Source organism: Coleofasciculus sp. FACHB-712, assembly GCF_014695635.1.
GTDB lineage: Bacteria > Cyanobacteriota > Cyanobacteriia > Cyanobacteriales > FACHB-T130 > FACHB-T130.
Genome location: NZ_JACJOQ010000493.1, coordinates 1 through 16,105, shown reverse-complemented (window position 1 = coordinate 16,105; position 16,105 = coordinate 1). Strand labels below are relative to the sequence as shown.

General features: G+C 47.9%; 15 protein-coding genes. 7 read left to right on the top strand and 8 right to left on the bottom strand.

Annotated elements, in window-relative coordinates; all coding sequences use genetic code 11:
• Positions 1-179: 179 nt before the first annotated feature.
• The gene (locus H6F50_RS16275) at positions 180-503 is read right to left on the bottom strand and encodes a phasin family protein (RefSeq protein ID WP_190415431.1); all 324 of its coding nucleotides are present in this window, start codon (positions 501-503) and stop codon (positions 180-182) included.
• A 217-nt stretch (positions 504-720) separates the two neighbouring features.
• Between H6F50_RS16275 and H6F50_RS16270 the strand changes: the two genes are divergently transcribed.
• Entirely contained in the window at positions 721-1,029 is a 309-nt protein-coding gene (locus H6F50_RS16270; RefSeq protein WP_190429497.1) for a TIGR03792 family protein, read from the top strand.
• Between the two features lie 73 nt (positions 1,030-1,102).
• A complete protein-coding gene (locus H6F50_RS16265) occupies positions 1,103-1,471 on the top strand; it encodes a zinc ribbon domain-containing protein (protein WP_190429496.1) in 369 nt (122 codons plus the stop codon).
• Position 1,472: 1 nt separating this feature from the next.
• Here the strand turns inward: H6F50_RS16265 and nblS are convergent, their stop codons facing one another.
• From nblS to H6F50_RS16230, 7 genes are all read right to left on the bottom strand, one after another.
• Positions 1,473-3,497, bottom strand: a complete 2,025-nt coding sequence (gene nblS / locus H6F50_RS16260) for a two-component system sensor histidine kinase NblS (RefSeq protein WP_190415723.1) — start codon at positions 3,495-3,497, stop codon at positions 1,473-1,475.
• 287 nt (positions 3,498-3,784) lie between these two features.
• Positions 3,785-5,059 carry a phosphoribosylamine--glycine ligase gene (gene purD / locus H6F50_RS16255; RefSeq protein WP_190429495.1) on the bottom strand — a complete coding sequence of 425 codons (1,275 nt, stop codon included), beginning with the start codon at positions 5,057-5,059 and terminating at the stop codon, positions 3,785-3,787.
• Positions 5,060-5,361: 302 nt separating this feature from the next.
• A complete protein-coding gene (locus H6F50_RS16250) occupies positions 5,362-9,315 on the bottom strand; it encodes a DUF2157 domain-containing protein (protein ID WP_190429494.1) in 3,954 nt (1,317 codons plus the stop codon).
• 122 nt (positions 9,316-9,437) lie between these two features.
• Positions 9,438-10,889 carry a deoxyribodipyrimidine photo-lyase gene (locus H6F50_RS16245; protein WP_190429493.1) on the bottom strand — a complete coding sequence of 484 codons (1,452 nt, stop codon included), beginning with the start codon at positions 10,887-10,889 and terminating at the stop codon, positions 9,438-9,440.
• Positions 10,890-11,278: 389 nt separating this feature from the next.
• A complete protein-coding gene (locus tag H6F50_RS16240; RefSeq protein WP_190429492.1) occupies positions 11,279-11,827 on the bottom strand; it encodes an NUDIX hydrolase in 549 nt (182 codons plus the stop codon).
• Between the two features lie 6 nt (positions 11,828-11,833).
• Positions 11,834-12,355 (bottom strand): 2-amino-4-hydroxy-6-hydroxymethyldihydropteridine diphosphokinase, encoded by a 522-nt coding sequence (gene folK / locus H6F50_RS16235; RefSeq protein ID WP_190429491.1) that lies wholly within the window; start codon positions 12,353-12,355, stop codon positions 11,834-11,836.
• 93 nt (positions 12,356-12,448) lie between these two features.
• Complete coding sequence (locus H6F50_RS16230) at positions 12,449-12,904, bottom strand: CAAD domain-containing protein (RefSeq protein ID WP_190429490.1); 456 nt, start codon at positions 12,902-12,904, stop codon at positions 12,449-12,451.
• A 264-nt stretch (positions 12,905-13,168) separates the two neighbouring features.
• Here H6F50_RS16230 and H6F50_RS16225 point away from each other — a divergent pair, with 264 nt between their 5' ends.
• The 5 genes from H6F50_RS16225 to H6F50_RS16210 form a co-directional block, all read left to right on the top strand.
• Positions 13,169-13,549: an iron-sulfur cluster assembly accessory protein gene (locus H6F50_RS16225; RefSeq protein WP_347275865.1), complete on the top strand. Its 381-nt coding sequence runs from the start codon at positions 13,169-13,171 to the stop codon at positions 13,547-13,549.
• Between the two features lie 98 nt (positions 13,550-13,647).
• Positions 13,648-14,025 (top strand): 30S ribosomal protein S12, encoded by a 378-nt coding sequence (rpsL, locus tag H6F50_RS16220; RefSeq protein ID WP_190415413.1) that lies wholly within the window; start codon positions 13,648-13,650, stop codon positions 14,023-14,025.
• Positions 14,026-14,061: 36 nt separating this feature from the next.
• A complete protein-coding gene (locus H6F50_RS27650) occupies positions 14,062-14,190 on the top strand; it encodes a hypothetical protein (RefSeq protein ID WP_277878243.1) in 129 nt (42 codons plus the stop codon).
• A gap of 388 nt (positions 14,191-14,578) precedes the next feature.
• Positions 14,579-15,049 (top strand): 30S ribosomal protein S7, encoded by a 471-nt coding sequence (gene rpsG / locus H6F50_RS16215; RefSeq protein WP_190415409.1) that lies wholly within the window; start codon positions 14,579-14,581, stop codon positions 15,047-15,049.
• Between the two features lie 146 nt (positions 15,050-15,195).
• The coding region (locus H6F50_RS16210) for a GTP-binding protein (protein WP_190429489.1) at positions 15,196-16,105 on the top strand (910 nt) is incomplete at its 3' end.

Here is a 16,105-nt window from a genome sequence, read left to right as displayed (position 1 = left end):
ACACAGGTAAACATTACCCCAACGCTGATTAGAATTTCTCTCATTCATCCGTTCTCCGTACCTCTAAGACCTCAAAACTTTAGATTTTAGATTGAGAGAATTTTCGATTTAATCCAAAATTCCCCATCCAAAATCCAAAATTGATTGTCCCACTAGATTTTCAATCCTATCAGCTTTACTTACCGCCAGAGCTTATTTTCCATATCACGCACCTGACGTTCGAGCCGGTCAATGCGTCCCCGCAATTCATCCATTTCCGACTGGCGAGGAACCCCCAGATCCTGCAACATATTCCGCATTTGCCGTTGCATCTGGATCTCCAAGTTCCCCTGATCTGACTTGAGCTGCTGCATCAAATCATCTACCATCCCCTTAGCTTGCTCGGGGTTGATTTTGCCTTCCTTGACCCATTCATCGCTCACTTCGCGGATTTTGTCGGCTACCAAAGACGTAGTCCCCACACCCATCATTAGTAGCTGCTTAAGCCAGTTGTTATTATCCATTTTTCCTTCCTGTCACTCCGCCGCGACTTTGAGCGGCTAAACACGTATCATAAAGCGGTGCTAAAATCTTACCGATTTTTCACCTACAGTTCTATTTTGTGACATTCTCTCAACAACTGCCGCCTATCTTCCAGACTTTGCTCGTGGCAAAATCAATCTGTCTGATGGATGATTGAAGAGTCTATTTACAGCTTCAAAGCAGCTTATACTCCAGCTCATGGTAATTGAGTGGCTTCAGGTAAGAGTCGCCCCCGAACTGCGGGAAAAATACATTCAGAAGGATAGCGAAATCTGGACGGCTTTCCTCGCCAGATGTCCGGGTTTTTTGGGTAAAGAAGTCTGGCTCAACCCGAACGAGCCAACAGAGGTCATTTTAGTCATTCGCTGGGCGACGCGGGAACAGTGGAAGTCTGTTGAGCTAGAAAGCCTGGAAAAAATCGAGCAGCAGTTTATCCAAGCGATGGGAGAGGCTTTTCCCATCGTTCAGTTAGCAGAATATCAAATCCGAAAGTTTCCCCAGGCTTAAACTGGATCTAGAGGTCTTTCTAGATTGCGACTTGCTGACTGGATACAGACCCAGAATTACCGTGCTGCTATCCATGCCGAACTGTCCAAAGTGCCATCAACCCGTCAATGCCCAGGTAACGACCTGCCCTTATTGCCGAACCGAGCTAAAAGCCTACGGTCATCCTGGCATTCCCCTACATCGAGCAACGGGGGAGAAATTTCTGTGCGATACCTGTACTTACCACGAAGATGATACCTGTACGTTTTCCAAGCGTCCTTACGCCAAAGAATGTACGATGTATAGCGATCGCTCTCAAGAATCTCACCCGATGACTGCAACTCGCTATAGTCTCGGCTGGCGTCACTCGCTTCAACTTTGGTGTCAGCGAAACCAGCCTTTGCTGCTGCTATTCGGTCTCATCGTCGTAAGTTTAGCGATCGCTTTCTATGCAAGCAAATAATCTAGACAACCTTCGCCGTAACCGAACTGGTTCCTGAAGCTTCTTTTGCTTCTTTTAGAGGCAACTCCTCAACGGGTGCTGCTTCTTGAAAAACCGTCAAGTCAAACCAGAAAGTTGTACCGACGCCGACCTCGCTAACCAAGTGAACCCTGGTGTGATGCTTCTCAATGATATTTCTAACAATTGACAAACCCAAACCTGTTCCTTCAAGGGTGTGAACTCGGTTTTCTACTCGGAAAAAACGATCGAAGATTGCCTCTTGGTCTTCTGTATCGATGCCGATTCCCGTATCAGAAATTTCAATCCGCACTAATTTGGGATTGTTCGTTGCAGGAATTTTCCCGCGTTCCTCTGCGCCGGAAGGGAAGACTCCGCCTTGACTCCGCTCATCCCTCGACTCCAGCAAATAGGCGCGAATTGCCACCCGTCCGCCTGTCTCAGTAAACTTCAGGCCGTTACCGACCAGGTTAGCAAACACCTGGAGCAACAAATCATAGTTGCCCCAGACTGCTGGCAAATTCGGTTCAATCTCCTGGATGAGTTCAATTCCTTTATCGCGGGCGTTTAGCTGGTAAGTCCGCAGCGTTTGCTCCACAGGTTGGGCAATATCTACAGGCTCAAAGTGATAGCGCTTGTGCGACTCAAGCCTAGATAAATCCAAAACGTCATTTACTAGGCGAGTCAGGCGGTCTGTTTCTCGATTCGCAGTGTCTAAAAATTCCCGACGTTCCTCTTCTGTCAAATCTTCGCCGTATTCGTGGAGCGTTTCAATAAACGACTTGATGTTAAAAAGCGGCGTTCTCAATTCGTGGGAAACATTGCTAATAAAGTGGCTTTTCGCCTCGTTCAGCTCTACCTCACGAGTAATATCCTGTACCGTCATCGCAATTCCCTTGATGGTTTCCCGGTACTGGTCGAGGACGGTCGTTAGGAGAATGCGGACGGTGCGGTTCGCCGGTTGGAATAGCGTCACCCGAAACTCTGCCCCTTCGCATTCGCCAGCAACAATTTGATGCAGGGGTCGCGCTAGCTCCAAGTTTACTGGAGAAGGCAAGCAATGCAGAGCATTAGATCCCACCACATCAACGCCATCCCACCCGAAAATTCGTCGCGCTGTCGGGTTGACTAAGATCACCTGAAAGTTGGTGTCTATCAGCACCGCTCCATCAGCAATCGTAGAAACCAACGTCTCTAGCTTGGCTTTCTCTGCTGTCAGTTCCTCGATATTTTGCTCTTCATAACTCTCCAGCCGTTCTGCCATCTCGTTGAAACTGTAAATCAGTTCGCCCAGTTCTCCTCCGAGTGGCAGGTCAACTCGTTGCTTGAAGTTGCCAGCGGCAATATTTTTAACCCCAACGAGAAGTTCTTTAATTGGCTGAGTAATGGTTAAGGCATTAAAAACAGCCCCCAAAATCACCATCACCCAAATGGAAATAAATACCGCAATCGTGACATCTCGTGTCAGATGGGACGACGCCACCACGGTTGGATTGGCGTTAATCCCAATTGCCAAAACCCCTAAATTTTTGCCATCGTGCGACAGGGGAACAAAGACATCCGTAACTTCCCCATCCGGACTTAGGTGCTGACGCACCATTGGTAAGTCGGAATTATCAGCGTAATCCTCTGGCAATTGAATCCGACGCTGAATTGTCAGCGAGTTTTGTACCTCGGACTCAGAGAAAGGAATTCCAAAATAGATTTTGCCAGTTTCGTCGGCGTAGAGCATATAGCGCACGCTGGAGGTGCTGCTGTAGAAGCGGTGAGAAAAACGTGCCACCTCCGTCAGATTCTTTTCAGCAATCTGAGGCGCGACATTCGCCGCCAACAACAAACCCAGGTCGCGCCCGAAGCGAGTATCATTCAGCCGAGCATCCTGCTGAATTGTATTCACTGCCCAAAAGGTCAGACCGCTCATCACCAAGGAGACGACTAAGGTAGCAGCCGCCATCAGGCGCGTCTGGAGAGTAAACTCAGACCACCAATGGGCAATAACTTCTCGAAGGGTTTTTAATAGAGCCAGCAAGGTAAATTTGCCACTAAAAATGGTAAAAATTAGAGATTTATCAAAAATTGTAGAGGATTCTTCCCAGGGATAGGTGGATTTTTGAACGTTTCTCAATTATATTTATCCACTTCTATTTTCTCAAGTTCCCCCTGGAACTCTCATGTATCTTTGGATGCAGCTTGACTAAGATTTTGAAGAAATTTAAAGATTTACGTGATGTGCAACTTTCCAAAACTCTCTAGCTTAGGCTACAGAGCTTTGGAAACGAGGAGCGATTGGATTGCAGTTGCACATGACGTTAAACGCTAAAGTTTCCCTGCCGTGCGGACGCGATAACCAATATCCCGTCGGTAGTACATCCCCTCAAACTCAATGCAATTAATCGCCGCGTATGCTTGAGCGATCGCTGCATCAAAATCCTCTCCAATGGCGGTGACTCCCAACACCCGACCGCCTTCTGTCACCACTTGTTGCTGCTTCTTCTGAGTGCCCGCATGAAACACATGCGCTCCCGCTGTCTCGGCTTGCTCAATGCCGGTAATGACATGACCCTTTTTAAAGCTTTCTGGATAACCCCCCGCCGCTACAACGACACAGGCGGAAGCGCCTGATTTCCAGGCAATAGGAGGCTGTTGGGCGAGTTTTTGTCCAACGCAGGCAACCAGTAAGTCTTCTAGAGGGGTTTCGAGTAAAGGTAAGATCGCCTGCGTTTCCGGATCGCCGAAACGACAGTTAAATTCCAAAACTTTCGGATCGCCTTGGGGGGTAATCATTAATCCAGCATAAAGGACACCCCGGTAGTCGATGCCCCTCTCTTTTAAAGCGGCAACAGTCGGCTCCAGAATTTCTTTCTGAACTCGCGCACTCAAGGCAGGTGTCAGGATGGGAGCAGGACAATAGGCTCCCATTCCGCCCGTATTTGCCCCTGTATCGCCCTCACCGATGCGTTTGTGATCTTGAGCCGGTAACAACTGGCGAACGGTCAAGCCATCCGACAGCGCCAAAACCGAGACTTCCTGACCCACTAAATATTCTTCAATTACTACAGTCTTGACTCGACTGGAGAATAAATCTGCGATCGCAGAGTATGCCTCTTCCACCGTTGCCGCTACCGTAACACCCTTACCCGCTGCCAAACCATCGGCTTTAACAACAATCGGTGCCCCTTGCGCTGCTACATAAGCTTTTGCAGCTTCTGGCTCTGTAAACACCTCTGAGTTGGCGGTTGGGATACCCGCTTCCCGCATCAAATCCTTTGCCCAAGACTTACTCGCCTCAATTTGCGCTCCCGCTTTGGTGGGACCAAACACCTTGAGATTTTGGCGTTGCAAGTAATCTGCGATCCCCAAAGCCAGGGGGGCTTCAGGCCCGACGACCACCAGCGAGATGTTATTCACTTGAGCAAATCGTGCTATTCCCTCAAAATCATCAACACTTAAAGGGAGATTCTGACAACGCTCCAGAGAAGCTGTGCCGCCGTTTCCAGGAACACAGACTATCTGCCGAATGCGTTGAGATTGCAGCAGTTTCCATACCAGGGCGTGTTCGCGTGCCCCATTGCCAACAACCAAAACCTTCACGTTCGCCTCGCGCTCCTGTTTTTGTTTTCTTGAATTTTGCTAAATTGCAGGCTGTACGCCCGCCCAGACTAGGGACAGCGCCTCAATCCAGCGGCTTATCCTCAGGGACGATTTCCCATCTGAAAACCAAGTAAATTTACAGGGCAAATCGTATAAGGCAAGCAAATACTTCATTATGCCACGCAATTACCAAATGTCTAAGTTAGCCAAGAGACACCTGATGGATGGAAGCAAGCAAGTCTAGATTTAATCGTTTTGGGAATCGTTTTGGGATTAGATGAGTGGGATTGAACGAAAGGAAATTATTGCCATTGTTCCAATTCCGACAGCCAGTGCCGAACCAAAGCGATAAAGCGATCGCGTCGAGTTTCAAAATTAGCGGCAATCGAGATAAAACTGATACCCACTATCAACCCGATCACCCACTTGAAAAAGGAGTAACGGAAAACAAAAATCACCAACTGATAAAAAGCAGTCAGTAAAAAAGTGGCGGTACCAACGTAGAGAAATGCCCGGACTCGGAAAGCTAATCCAGCAAAAATGAATAAAATACTCAAAATTCCCGGTATCAATCCAGTTTCTTGGTGTAGCAAAAATGCCGCTCCACAAATTACCCCAGCACCTACGCAACGAAATAGGTGGCGAGTCTGTTTGCGTTTTGGTAGCGTCAACCCAGAATCGACTTGGGCAATATACAGCCAGGATAAGCCAATCGGCATAACGTACCACAAGTAATCGAAAAATTGTAATTCCAAAAACCACCGAAAAAGTGCCCAATTAATCAGTGCTAGGCTGATATAAGTAAAGCGAATTTGATTGGATAATTTGGTAATAAAGATATAAAATGCCGCTGTTATCAGCAAGCTAATCGGGTGAATTTCTACTCTGGTTTCCCAAATCATCACCAGTGGCAGAATATATGCCGCGTGCAGCCAAGGTCTTTTAGGCCATCCCCACTTCTCCCAAGGCAAAATATACAGAAAATAAGCCCAAACACAAGAAATCGGGGCTTTCCAGGGAACTAATGGCCCAGCCCAGAACTGCCCAATGGCTGTATAAAACCAAAATATTCTGATGACACCTACTTCTAATAAACCTAGGTAAACCCAGACTTCTGCAATGGTAATCCTCCAGTTTTCACTGAATAAAGAAGGTGCTGAATTTTCCTCTGTCTTTAAAGGGACTTGGGAACTTTCCCTGTTTTTTGGGAGGGAAGAAAGGGGAAATCTGCGACCTTGAAAAATCGCGTATCGGATTAAAAACAAGCCAGTTCCTAATCCGAGAATTCGGCTAGCTGCAATGGGATTACCAATCGCCGCGATGAGTAAGCAACTGCTCCAAGCCCAATGAAGATGGGCAATTACTTTCAGTTCTTCAGCAGTAAGGTGTAAGTAATTTAGAAGCCAGGGGAATAGCAGGCGATAGGCATACATGATGCTGGTGCCGAGGGCGGACATGACAATGAATCCATCGCCCAAAGCTCCACCTGATGCTTGTAAAAGTTGATAGAACAAAAGTTCGTAGGCAGAAATGGATACTCCTAGAAGTCCCAAATAGAGGATGGGTTTAAGTTCCTGCCGTCGTCTGCCAACTCCAATCGTAATGAACGCGATCGCAAGCGTACACAATCCCGTCCAACTGGTAAAAGTATCCCACCGCAGAAGTGCCCCCAACACGCCGTATAGTAGCGGCAGGATATGCCACCTGTTCGGAACACTTTCGATTTGCGATCGCCGCCGCCATGCTTCTCCCAAAAGCTGCGTGCTTAAACCTAAGACGATATTTGCGATCGCTAAATTCATCACCGAGTGTTCCAAGAAGCCCAGCGTCTCGGCTGTCAACAGTTCTAAACCCCAACCCAGTCCATAAAATGCCCAATGATTCGACTGTTGCCAACTGCGATAAGCGATCGCCCCAATTGTCAACGTAACCGCAAGTAAATATTCCCCACCGGGAGAAGCAACCCCTTGGTAGACAAAAAGCGAATGCACCGTTAGCATCAACAGCTCAAAACTACATAACGCGATCGCCCAACCCTCAACCGCTTGTGCATAAAGTGCCGCTAACGTCCCATGACGATGCATCAGCCAGGTTCTGGCAAGCCATAAACCCACCAGCGCGATCGCTCCGGCTAAAAACCAACCCGGTACCGAAAGGGGCGGCACTCCAGGCACGCCATCCCCCAGCAGCACACCGAGAAAACTCAGGCTAAACCCGACTGTAATGACGGCTGCTGCCAGATGCCGCAAATAGCGCGTATTCACCAACATCAGCCCAGTTGCCATTCCTAAGCTAATGAATCTACCTCCAGGTAGCACGAATGTGAGAATTTGTAGCATTCCCAAACTGGCGACACTCAACCAACTCGCCAATGTGCGTTGCTTTCCAGCAGTTTGACTGGCAACTCCGGTTAATGCCAAAGGTGTAATTAGCCAGAAAATTGCCCACTGCTGACGGCTAAAGGCATCGTCCCCGAATAAGGAAACATTTGCTAACAATAATTGATAACTGAGTCCCGCCAGCCCTAAACCGATGTGCCAAGCACTTTGCTTCCACAGAAGTGCTGAGGAGGGTAGGAGGACGTGAAGCGTCCATTCGGCAACCATCACCGCCAACAAAATGCTTGCCCAAACTTCTTGGGGCAGATTGGGAAAAAAGCGGTCAATTGTAGAGAATAGCGTCAGCAACCCCACCAAGTGAGTGGAATACACCAGACTGACCCTAGTGGGAAGTCGGCGCTGTGTCACAATTGCCAGTGTCACAGTCGAAAACAACAGATTGAGCGATCGCAATGTGGGATTTAGTAAACTAATTAAACTCAGCACCGCCCCAAAAGTGAGTGCCAGTTGTTCGCCAAAAGTGGCTAAATCGGTCTTAGAAGCTCGATGCAGCCAATCGCTTACCCCGACGATAAAAATAATGTAGGGAAATAAAACCAGGCTCAGCAAAGCCCAAGGAACTGTTTCCGAACCCGTCAGTTGAGTGCCAGTTGCGATCGCCCATTCTTGCACGGAAGCAGGAACTAACCGCCAAACCAGCCAAATCGTCTGTAAGCCAATCCCTAAAAATGCTGCCAGATCAACCTGTAGCCAAAAACGCTGCAATCGGCTGAAGAAAAACCACAAACCCAATCCGCTAACCGCTGTTGCTTGCCAGGGAACCGTTGTTCCTACCGAAACCAACCAACCAAGGCACAACAAACTAATGCCCACTTTCTCCCACTGCAATTGGGGTGATTGGGTGGATGTTTCCGGTTGCTGTTGCGATAACCACGCCACCAGCCAGCCACAGATGCCAAGGGCTAATCCCAACTGCGTTACAGGGACTTGGACAATAAAAATTGCTCGTACCAGCAGCACCACCAAGGCATAAATCACCACCCCGGCTGGCAACTCGATCCCGATTCCCTTTTTTTCGATAGTCCCCGCAGGCTGTCGGTGACGAACTTGATAGAACGTGAGTAGGGACGTTCCCACCATTCCCAGATAAATGGCGATGACGGGAAAGCCTGACAAATTCCAGCCCCAATGCAGGTAACTGAGTCCCAAAATATTTAATGCTGGCAACGCTTCCAGGAGCTTCAGCCGTCTAGAAGCCGCCAATCGCCAATTTTTCAATAATTGGAAAGTAATCGCTGTCAGAAGAATGGATGCGATCGCAACTACTATCAGATTGACGGGATTCTGCCACAACCCAAAGCTATCCATTGCCCAAAAATTCACGGGCATTAACAGTAGGGTGACAATTTGCAACGTCTGCGCCGTCAATTGCAAACTGGGTTGGCGATTCGCCCAAGCGCTTACCCGCCAAAAAATCAAGGTATACGCGAATAAAACCCCATACTGCCCAGCAGCAGGAAATCTTTCCCATTGAGTGGCGGCTAGCACCCCGGAGGACACCACCACCATGAACACTCCCAAAAACAGCAGCCACCGGACGCTGAGTTCTGCCATCAGCGACTGCCATACCCCTGGGATCGCTTTGGGATGTTGGCGAGAAGCATTCCTACCAGCAGCAGCTGGTAGTAACTGCGAATCAGAAGATATCGTAATTTGAGGCGTTACTTCAGGCGTTGGTTTGGGCGTTACCGCAGCGGGTGGCAACGCACAAACCAAGTATTTTTGACTTAAATCGTTAACCTGAGCCTCAGAAATCAAACCCAAGCGCAGCCAAACATCCAGTCCTTCCAATAACTGAGGCTGCGAATTGCTAATCGTTACTTTAATGTTGATGGAGCGGTCATGTGAAGATGACATCAGCAGCCACCCTAAAGATGAATACTCAAATCATCTTCTTGATTGAAGGATTGGCTGTGGTTATTGTGACACTTTAGGGTATTGAAAGCACGCTTGTCCGGCGGGCACTGTCCACCAGACGCTTACTCTTTATCTTTATCCCCTAGTGCTTCTTTTTGCTGCTGATAGCGCTGTTTAAACAGACGCTGCTGTAGCTGGTGTTCCACAATCGGGGCGGGATAATTACAGCGATCGCGTTCATTCGCCGGTATCTTCCCACTGACGAGATATTCTGTATTTACAGACCTGAGTTCTGGCACCCATTTCCGGATATATTCCCCGTCTGGATCGAATTTCTGCGATTGAGAAGCTGGGTTAAAAATTCGGACTGGCTTGGGGTCCATCCCGCTAGAAGCACTCCACTGCCAGCCGCCATTGTTCGCAGAAAGATCCCAGTCATAAAGCTTTTGCATGAAGTATTTTTCCCCCAAGCGCGGATCGATCAGCAAGTCTTTAGTGAGAAAACTGGCAACAATCATCCGACAGCGGTTGTGCATCCAGGCTGTTTGATTCATCTGGCGCATTGCTGCATCGACAATCGGGTAGCCGGTTCTCCCCTCGCACCAAGCTTGGAAATGTTCTGGATGGTTGTCATAAGGGAAATTTTTGAGCGTTTCCCGGAAGGCACCCTCGGCTAATTCTGGGAACCAATACATCGCGTGTTGATAGAATTCTCGCCATGCTAGTTCTTGTTGCCATGTGCGGATATGGGTGTCTTCTTCATCGCTGCGGCTGTGTTCTAACACCTTTAGCGTGGCATCCCAAACGGTGCGAATGCCGATTACGCCAAATTTCAAAGCGGCGCTGAGTTGAGAGGTGCCGCTAACTGCTGGAAAATTCCGTTGTTCTTTATATTCTGCGATCGCTTGATCGCAAAAGGCTGCCAGCTTTTCTTGCGCCGCCTTTTCCCCTGGCGCACTCACCAGTTCGTTTTCCCAAAAAAATCCTAAATCCTGAGCTGTAGGCAGTTCACCCGCACCCGCTTGTTGTGCTTTCTGCTGTTCTTCTGGGGTAAGTCCCTCGGCATTTTGGAGTTCTGGTGCGGGTTTAGCCTTGGGTTTACTACTCCAATTTCTCCAGAACGGAGTATAAACCGTGTACGGCTGATTAGAACCTGAGCGAATCTCCTCTGGTGCGTGTAATAGCTGATCCCAGTGATTTTGGACAAAAATACCCTTTTCTTTCAGGACTTCGCTAATAGTGCGATCGCGTTCTTTTGAATAAGGCTCGACATCCCAATTCCAGAATACAGCCTTCGCATTCAGCGCCGCCGCCAAAGCTGGGATTGCTTGAGTCGGATTGTCATGAAGGATCAACAATTGACTACCAGCCTTTGCGTAGCGTTCTTGCAGTGACTGCAAACTGCCAATCATATAAGTCACTCTTGCCGGTGCCACATCATCCCTGTTCAAAATATTCGGATCTAAGCAGAAAACCCCTACTACCTTTGGGCTTTGCTGCCGTGCAGCAGCCAATCCTAGATTGTCCGAAATGCGTAAATCGCGGCGGTGCCAAAACAAAATCAGGTCAGACATTCAATCCTTGCTTTTCAAATAACTCGCTTATGTTTGACAGTTTAAAAGGTGACAACACCGTGTGTATCACTCCTGCGAGTGACTGCAAACTAAACGGCTATAGCAATCCTCAATGATTCGTGAAGGCAAGATCCGCGACTTCTTTAAAGTCGCGGATCTGAACCGCTGGTATCTTACAAATCAAACAAGATTCCTATATAGCGTTTCTCAGGTGGGTGGAATATATTGCAGTTCTAATGCTCAATAGAGACATAGCAATGCCATGTCCCTACTGATGTATCGCACCTAATTGAGAATTGAAATAATCTTATATCTGGCTATTAAAATATAAAAAATTAGCCAGCTTAAACTGGCTAATTTTGTGTAGTCGCAGACTTTAACCTAACGAACTATTGTAAAAAAGGACGAGCTAAGAAAAAACTAGAAATCGATTTAGCATCTACTGGTTCACCCGCCAGAATTACTTGCTCTAATTCCTGGGGAGTCATCAAAATCGTTTCAATATCTTCGTCAACATCTTGACTGGGAGGTATCTCCAAACGTTCTAAATCTTGCGCTAAAAAAGCGTAGATAAATTCATCTGAATAACCGGGAGCAAGGGAAAACTTACCTAAATTTTGCCATTTGTGAGCGCGATATCCGGTTTCTTCTTCAATTTCGCGCTTAATAGTCTCCTCTGGAGCTTCATTCGGTTCTATCGTTCCAGCCGGGAACTCCAAAAGACGCCCCTGTACAGCAAAACGATACTGCCTCAATAGGATTAACTTCCCTTCTGAGGTTACAGGAACAGCAAGCGCACCACCAGGATGCCGAATGCATTCCCAGTCTCCCTCTACTTGGTTCGGGAGGCGCAGACGGCTGACTTCAAAATTAAATTTACGCCCCTGGTAGAACAAGCGTTGTTTGAGGACTTCAGGGGGTTCTTGACCCAGTGCCATAGGAAACTACAAACGACGGACTTCTGAACAGTCTACAGCCTGAACGAGTTGCGCGATCGCACATCCAGAAACTGGATCGAGCCAATCTGGTGCAATTTCCGCTAAAGGCACCAGCACAAACGCTCTTTCTCTCATCCGAGGGTGAGGCAACTGGAGAGGCGGAACCTCCCCACCCTGAGTGTCCAAAATCACATCATCAAAGAGCAATAAATCAAGGTCAAGTGTTCTCGCCCCCCAGTTCTCATGACGGACGCGACCAAAGCGATCTTCAATTGCCAACAGCGTCTCTAACAATTGCTGAGGCTTCATCTGAACGTGCAGCAGGGCACAACCATTCAAATAATCTGGTTGAGGTGGCCCTACAGCCTTCGTTTGATACCAACTAGACTGGGCTTGCAGAGTAATTCCAGGAGTTCGGTTCAGCGTTTCTAGAGCAGCCTCTAGAGTGGCGCGGGAGTCGCCGAGGTTGCTACCAAGAGCAACTGCGCTTCGCCCACCCTTTGCTAACGCAGTTTTTGCGTATGTCATGATTCCAGCCTGACCCCTTCAGGTGCGGCTATAAAGAAACTTAGCCTGCCTACACAGGCTAAACAAATTCAGTCGAATCGAAGATTAGGACGCTTAGGTGTTTGAAGCTCCTCTGCCCAAAACTTGCTGTTTTAAGGTCTGGAAGTCTTGAGATAGTTCTTTGCGGCTTTCAGCAGTAAGTAAGTAACGATAAACGAACCAAGCCGTATATCCGATGCCAATCAGCTGTAGGGTTGGCGCTATCAACGGCAAGCTATGAATCGCCGTTAGCAAAGCCACTGTTATCCTTAATGTAACTAACACTGCTAAGAGTAGTCCAAGGGTAACGAGCGATCGCTGGTAGGAGGAAAAAAAGTTGCCCGCATAACTTGGCATCTTTTCTAAAAACCTAGCGATTTGTGCCCACACCTGCTGCACTTGCCCAGTATAGGCTTGAGTAGACGACACTTGTAACTCCGAAGGTATTGCTTCTACGTTTTGTACATTGACTTCTACTGAAGGATTTTCAGATTCAAGCCTACTTTCAGAAGAGGGAGTTTCAGGATTCATATCAATTTTTGGGAATGACAACAACTTGATGTCTTGGTTGGTTATGGGAGTGTTTCTTCTAGTTCTGCTTTTTCTAATCAAGAAGTGAAGAACAGACTCTGCTACCAAGTTATTATCTATTGGGGTGATAAAAATCAAGCATCCTGAGGTACAAGTAGCAAAACTACCAAGCTGGAACACCGAACGCTCGTTTTCTCCTTTAAAAATTGACAAGCTTTCCCGCAACCGGCTGTAGCATTGGTTCAGCACTCTATAGAAAGCTCTGTGAAACTCACTCAGTCCACTATCGATCTCACTCAAGCAGCAGCTAGTGAAATAAAGCGTTTGCAATCCAAGCGTCAAAACGCCAACGCTCTATTATTTCGTCTAGCAGTTCAATCAGGTGGTTGTTCTGGCATTTCCTATACTTTCAGCTTTGATGAAGCTGTGAAGCCGGACGATAGACTGTATGAATGCAATGGCATTAGAGTATTGGTTGATGCTCAAAGCCTAGCCTACCTCAATGGTCTCACCTTAGATTACTCAGAGGATCTCATGGGTGGCGGGTTTCGCTTCCACAACCCAAACGCTAAAGAAAGTTGTGGTTGCGGTAATTCTTTCTCTATTAATGAGCCGCTTGCCGACTCTGCCACCCCAGAAGCTTAATCTCCAGCTCCTTTAAATTGACAGAACCCCTGACAGATGATACACTCAGAATTTGTCTGCATTTGGAACTAGCAAGGATTCAGTAACCCCAGTAACTCATGCCCACAATCCAGCAGCTCATTCGTAACGAGCGCCTAAGTACACAGAAGAAAACTAAGTCACCAGCCCTAAAAAGCTGCCCGCAACGTCGTGGTGTCTGCACCAGAGTATATACAACGACGCCTAAAAAGCCAAACTCAGCCCTGCGGAAAGTGGCAAGAGTCCGTTTGACTTCAGGTTTTGAAGTAACGGCATATATTCCTGGCATCGGTCACAATTTGCAAGAACACTCGGTTGTGATGATTCGGGGGGGACGGGTTAAGGACTTGCCCGGAGTCCGTTACCATATTATTCGCGGAACCTTAGATACCGCCGGGGTTAAGGATCGCCGTCAGGGTCGTTCTAAGTACGGTACAAAACGTCCCAAGGCAAAGTAAGCGGAGTGCCTATCTGCATTGGTACAGTCACAATTGATGGCTTCCGTTTTGCAGAAAAGACAAAACGCTCATACGGCTCGAAAGCTCCCAAATCTCGTGCCAATTGCACAGGAAATGTGTGAAGATATCCGCTTACGAGCGGATGCCGATGAACCCCCGGTATAGGTGGTAGAGTTGAATTGAGGATGTTTTTACTGGATTCCGTGCGGGAAGACGCATCAGAGATGTTGTAAACACGTAGATAAGCACCCGTTAAAGCGAGTGTATGCGAATCCAGTAGGATGTATCCAAATCCGTAGAAGGTTGCTTCAGTTCCTCAAACCAAAAAATTGGGAAATTAATGCGCCAGGGAGACAACCGTTGCTGGCATTTAGGGAAAACCTCAATGTCCTCAATGTAGGTAGGGAAGAGTTTCACAGTCGGGCGAAATCTCTACCTTAGTAGAAGGCGGCTCTCAAGAACCCGCAAAGACTTGTTGAAAAAAATCCCATCTCAGGCACGAACATTGGGAGGGATCGTAAAAATTCTGTATTTTATTCATTGAAGGCTTAGTATGTCTCGTCGTACCGTTGTTAAAAAGCGTCCTGTTCCCCCTGATTCGATGTATAACAGCCGTCTTGTCAGTATGATGGTGCGGCGGATTATGCATAGTGGCAAGAAATCTATTGCGACTGGGATTATCTATGATGCGCTAAAAACCATCGAAGAACGGATTGGAGCAGATCCCCTAGAGACTTTTGAGAAAGCAGTTCGGAATGCGACCCCTTTGGTGGAAGTCAAGGCTCGTCGAGTGGGTGGTGCCACCTACCAGGTGCCAATGGAAGTCCGCCCTGACCGTGGAACTGCGCTAGCGCTGCGTTGGCTAATTCAGTTTGCTCGTTCTCGCCCAGGCCGCACAATGGCTGGGAAGCTCGCAAATGAGCTGCTTGATGCCGCTAATGAGACAGGGAATGCGATTCGCAAACGCGAAGAAACTCACCGAATGGCTGAAGCGAATAAGGCGTTTGCCCACTATCGATACTAAGCACTACTACAGACGCGAGATCGGTTATTGCGACTGTTTTGCTCGCGTCTGTACGAGCTGAAAATCTTAAATAAAGTATACAATTTTAAACGAGATAGAACGCATAGCACATTACTAGCTATGCGGCACAGAGGAAGGAGGTAGCTGTGGCACGTACCGTCCCGCTAGAGAGAACACGCAACATCGGAATTGCTGCCCATATTGATGCGGGCAAGACAACAACAACAGAAAGGATTCTGTTCTATTCCGGTATCGTTCATAAAATTGGCGAAGTCCACGAAGGCACAGCAACGACTGACTGGATGGAGCAAGAGCGGGAAAGAGGTATTACCATTACCGCCGCTGCGATTAGCACGAGCTGGCGAAATCACCAAATCAACATCATTGATACCCCTGGTCACGTAGACTTCACGATTGAAGTAGAACGTTCAATGCGGGTGTTAGATGGCGTGATTGCTGTGTTCTGCTCGGTGGGAGGCGTGCAGCCTCAATCTGAGACTGTATGGCGACAGGCAGATCGGTATAAGGTGCCTCGGATCGCTTTTATCAACAAAATGGATCGGACTGGAGCGAACTTTTACAAAGTTTATAACCAGATACGCGATCGCATGCGGGCAAACGCTGTCCCCATTCAGATTCCTATTGGTGCTGAAAGCAACTTTGAGGGAATTGTAGACCTAGTTCGGATGCGAGCCTACCTCTACAAAGACGATCAGGGCAAAGAAATTGAGGAAACAGATATTCCTGCAAACCTTCAGGAGGTAGCCCAAGAGTACCGCACTAAGCTCATCGAATCTGTAGCAGAAACCGATGATGCCCTGACGGAAAAATATTTGGAAGGCGAAGAACTAACCGAACCAGAGATTCAAAAGGCGTTGCGTAAAGGCACAATTGCTGGCACAATTGTCCCGCTGTTGTGTGGTTCTGCCTTTAAAAATAAGGGTGTCCAGCTGCTGTTGGATGCCGTGGTAGATTATCTACCCGCTCCTATTGACGTTCCTCCAATTCAAGGACTATTGCCAGATGGCACTGAGGTAGTAAGGCACGCTAGCGATG

Bases quoted from the DNA above. Each gene is read 5' to 3' on its own strand.
- H6F50_RS16275 (WP_190415431.1), bottom strand. From the start codon at position 503: ATGGATAATAACAACTGGCTTAAGCAGCTACTAATGATGGGTGTGGGG.
- H6F50_RS16270 (WP_190429497.1), top strand. From the start codon at position 721: ATGGTAATTGAGTGGCTTCAGGTAAGAGTCGCCCCCGAACTGCGGGAA.
- H6F50_RS16265 (WP_190429496.1), top strand. From the start codon at position 1,103: ATGCCGAACTGTCCAAAGTGCCATCAACCCGTCAATGCCCAGGTAACG.
- H6F50_RS16250 (WP_190429494.1), bottom strand. From the start codon at position 9,315: ATGTCATCTTCACATGACCGCTCCATCAACATTAAAGTAACGATTAGC.
- H6F50_RS16245 (WP_190429493.1), bottom strand. From the start codon at position 10,889: ATGTCTGACCTGATTTTGTTTTGGCACCGCCGCGATTTACGCATTTCG.
- H6F50_RS16240 (WP_190429492.1), bottom strand. From the start codon at position 11,827: ATGGCACTGGGTCAAGAACCCCCTGAAGTCCTCAAACAACGCTTGTTC.
- folK (WP_190429491.1), bottom strand. From the start codon at position 12,355: ATGACATACGCAAAAACTGCGTTAGCAAAGGGTGGGCGAAGCGCAGTT.
- H6F50_RS16230 (WP_190429490.1), bottom strand. From the start codon at position 12,904: ATGAATCCTGAAACTCCCTCTTCTGAAAGTAGGCTTGAATCTGAAAAT.
- rpsL (WP_190415413.1), top strand. From the start codon at position 13,648: ATGCCCACAATCCAGCAGCTCATTCGTAACGAGCGCCTAAGTACACAG.
- H6F50_RS27650 (WP_277878243.1), top strand. From the start codon at position 14,062: ATGGCTTCCGTTTTGCAGAAAAGACAAAACGCTCATACGGCTCGAAAG.
- rpsG (WP_190415409.1), top strand. From the start codon at position 14,579: ATGTCTCGTCGTACCGTTGTTAAAAAGCGTCCTGTTCCCCCTGATTCG.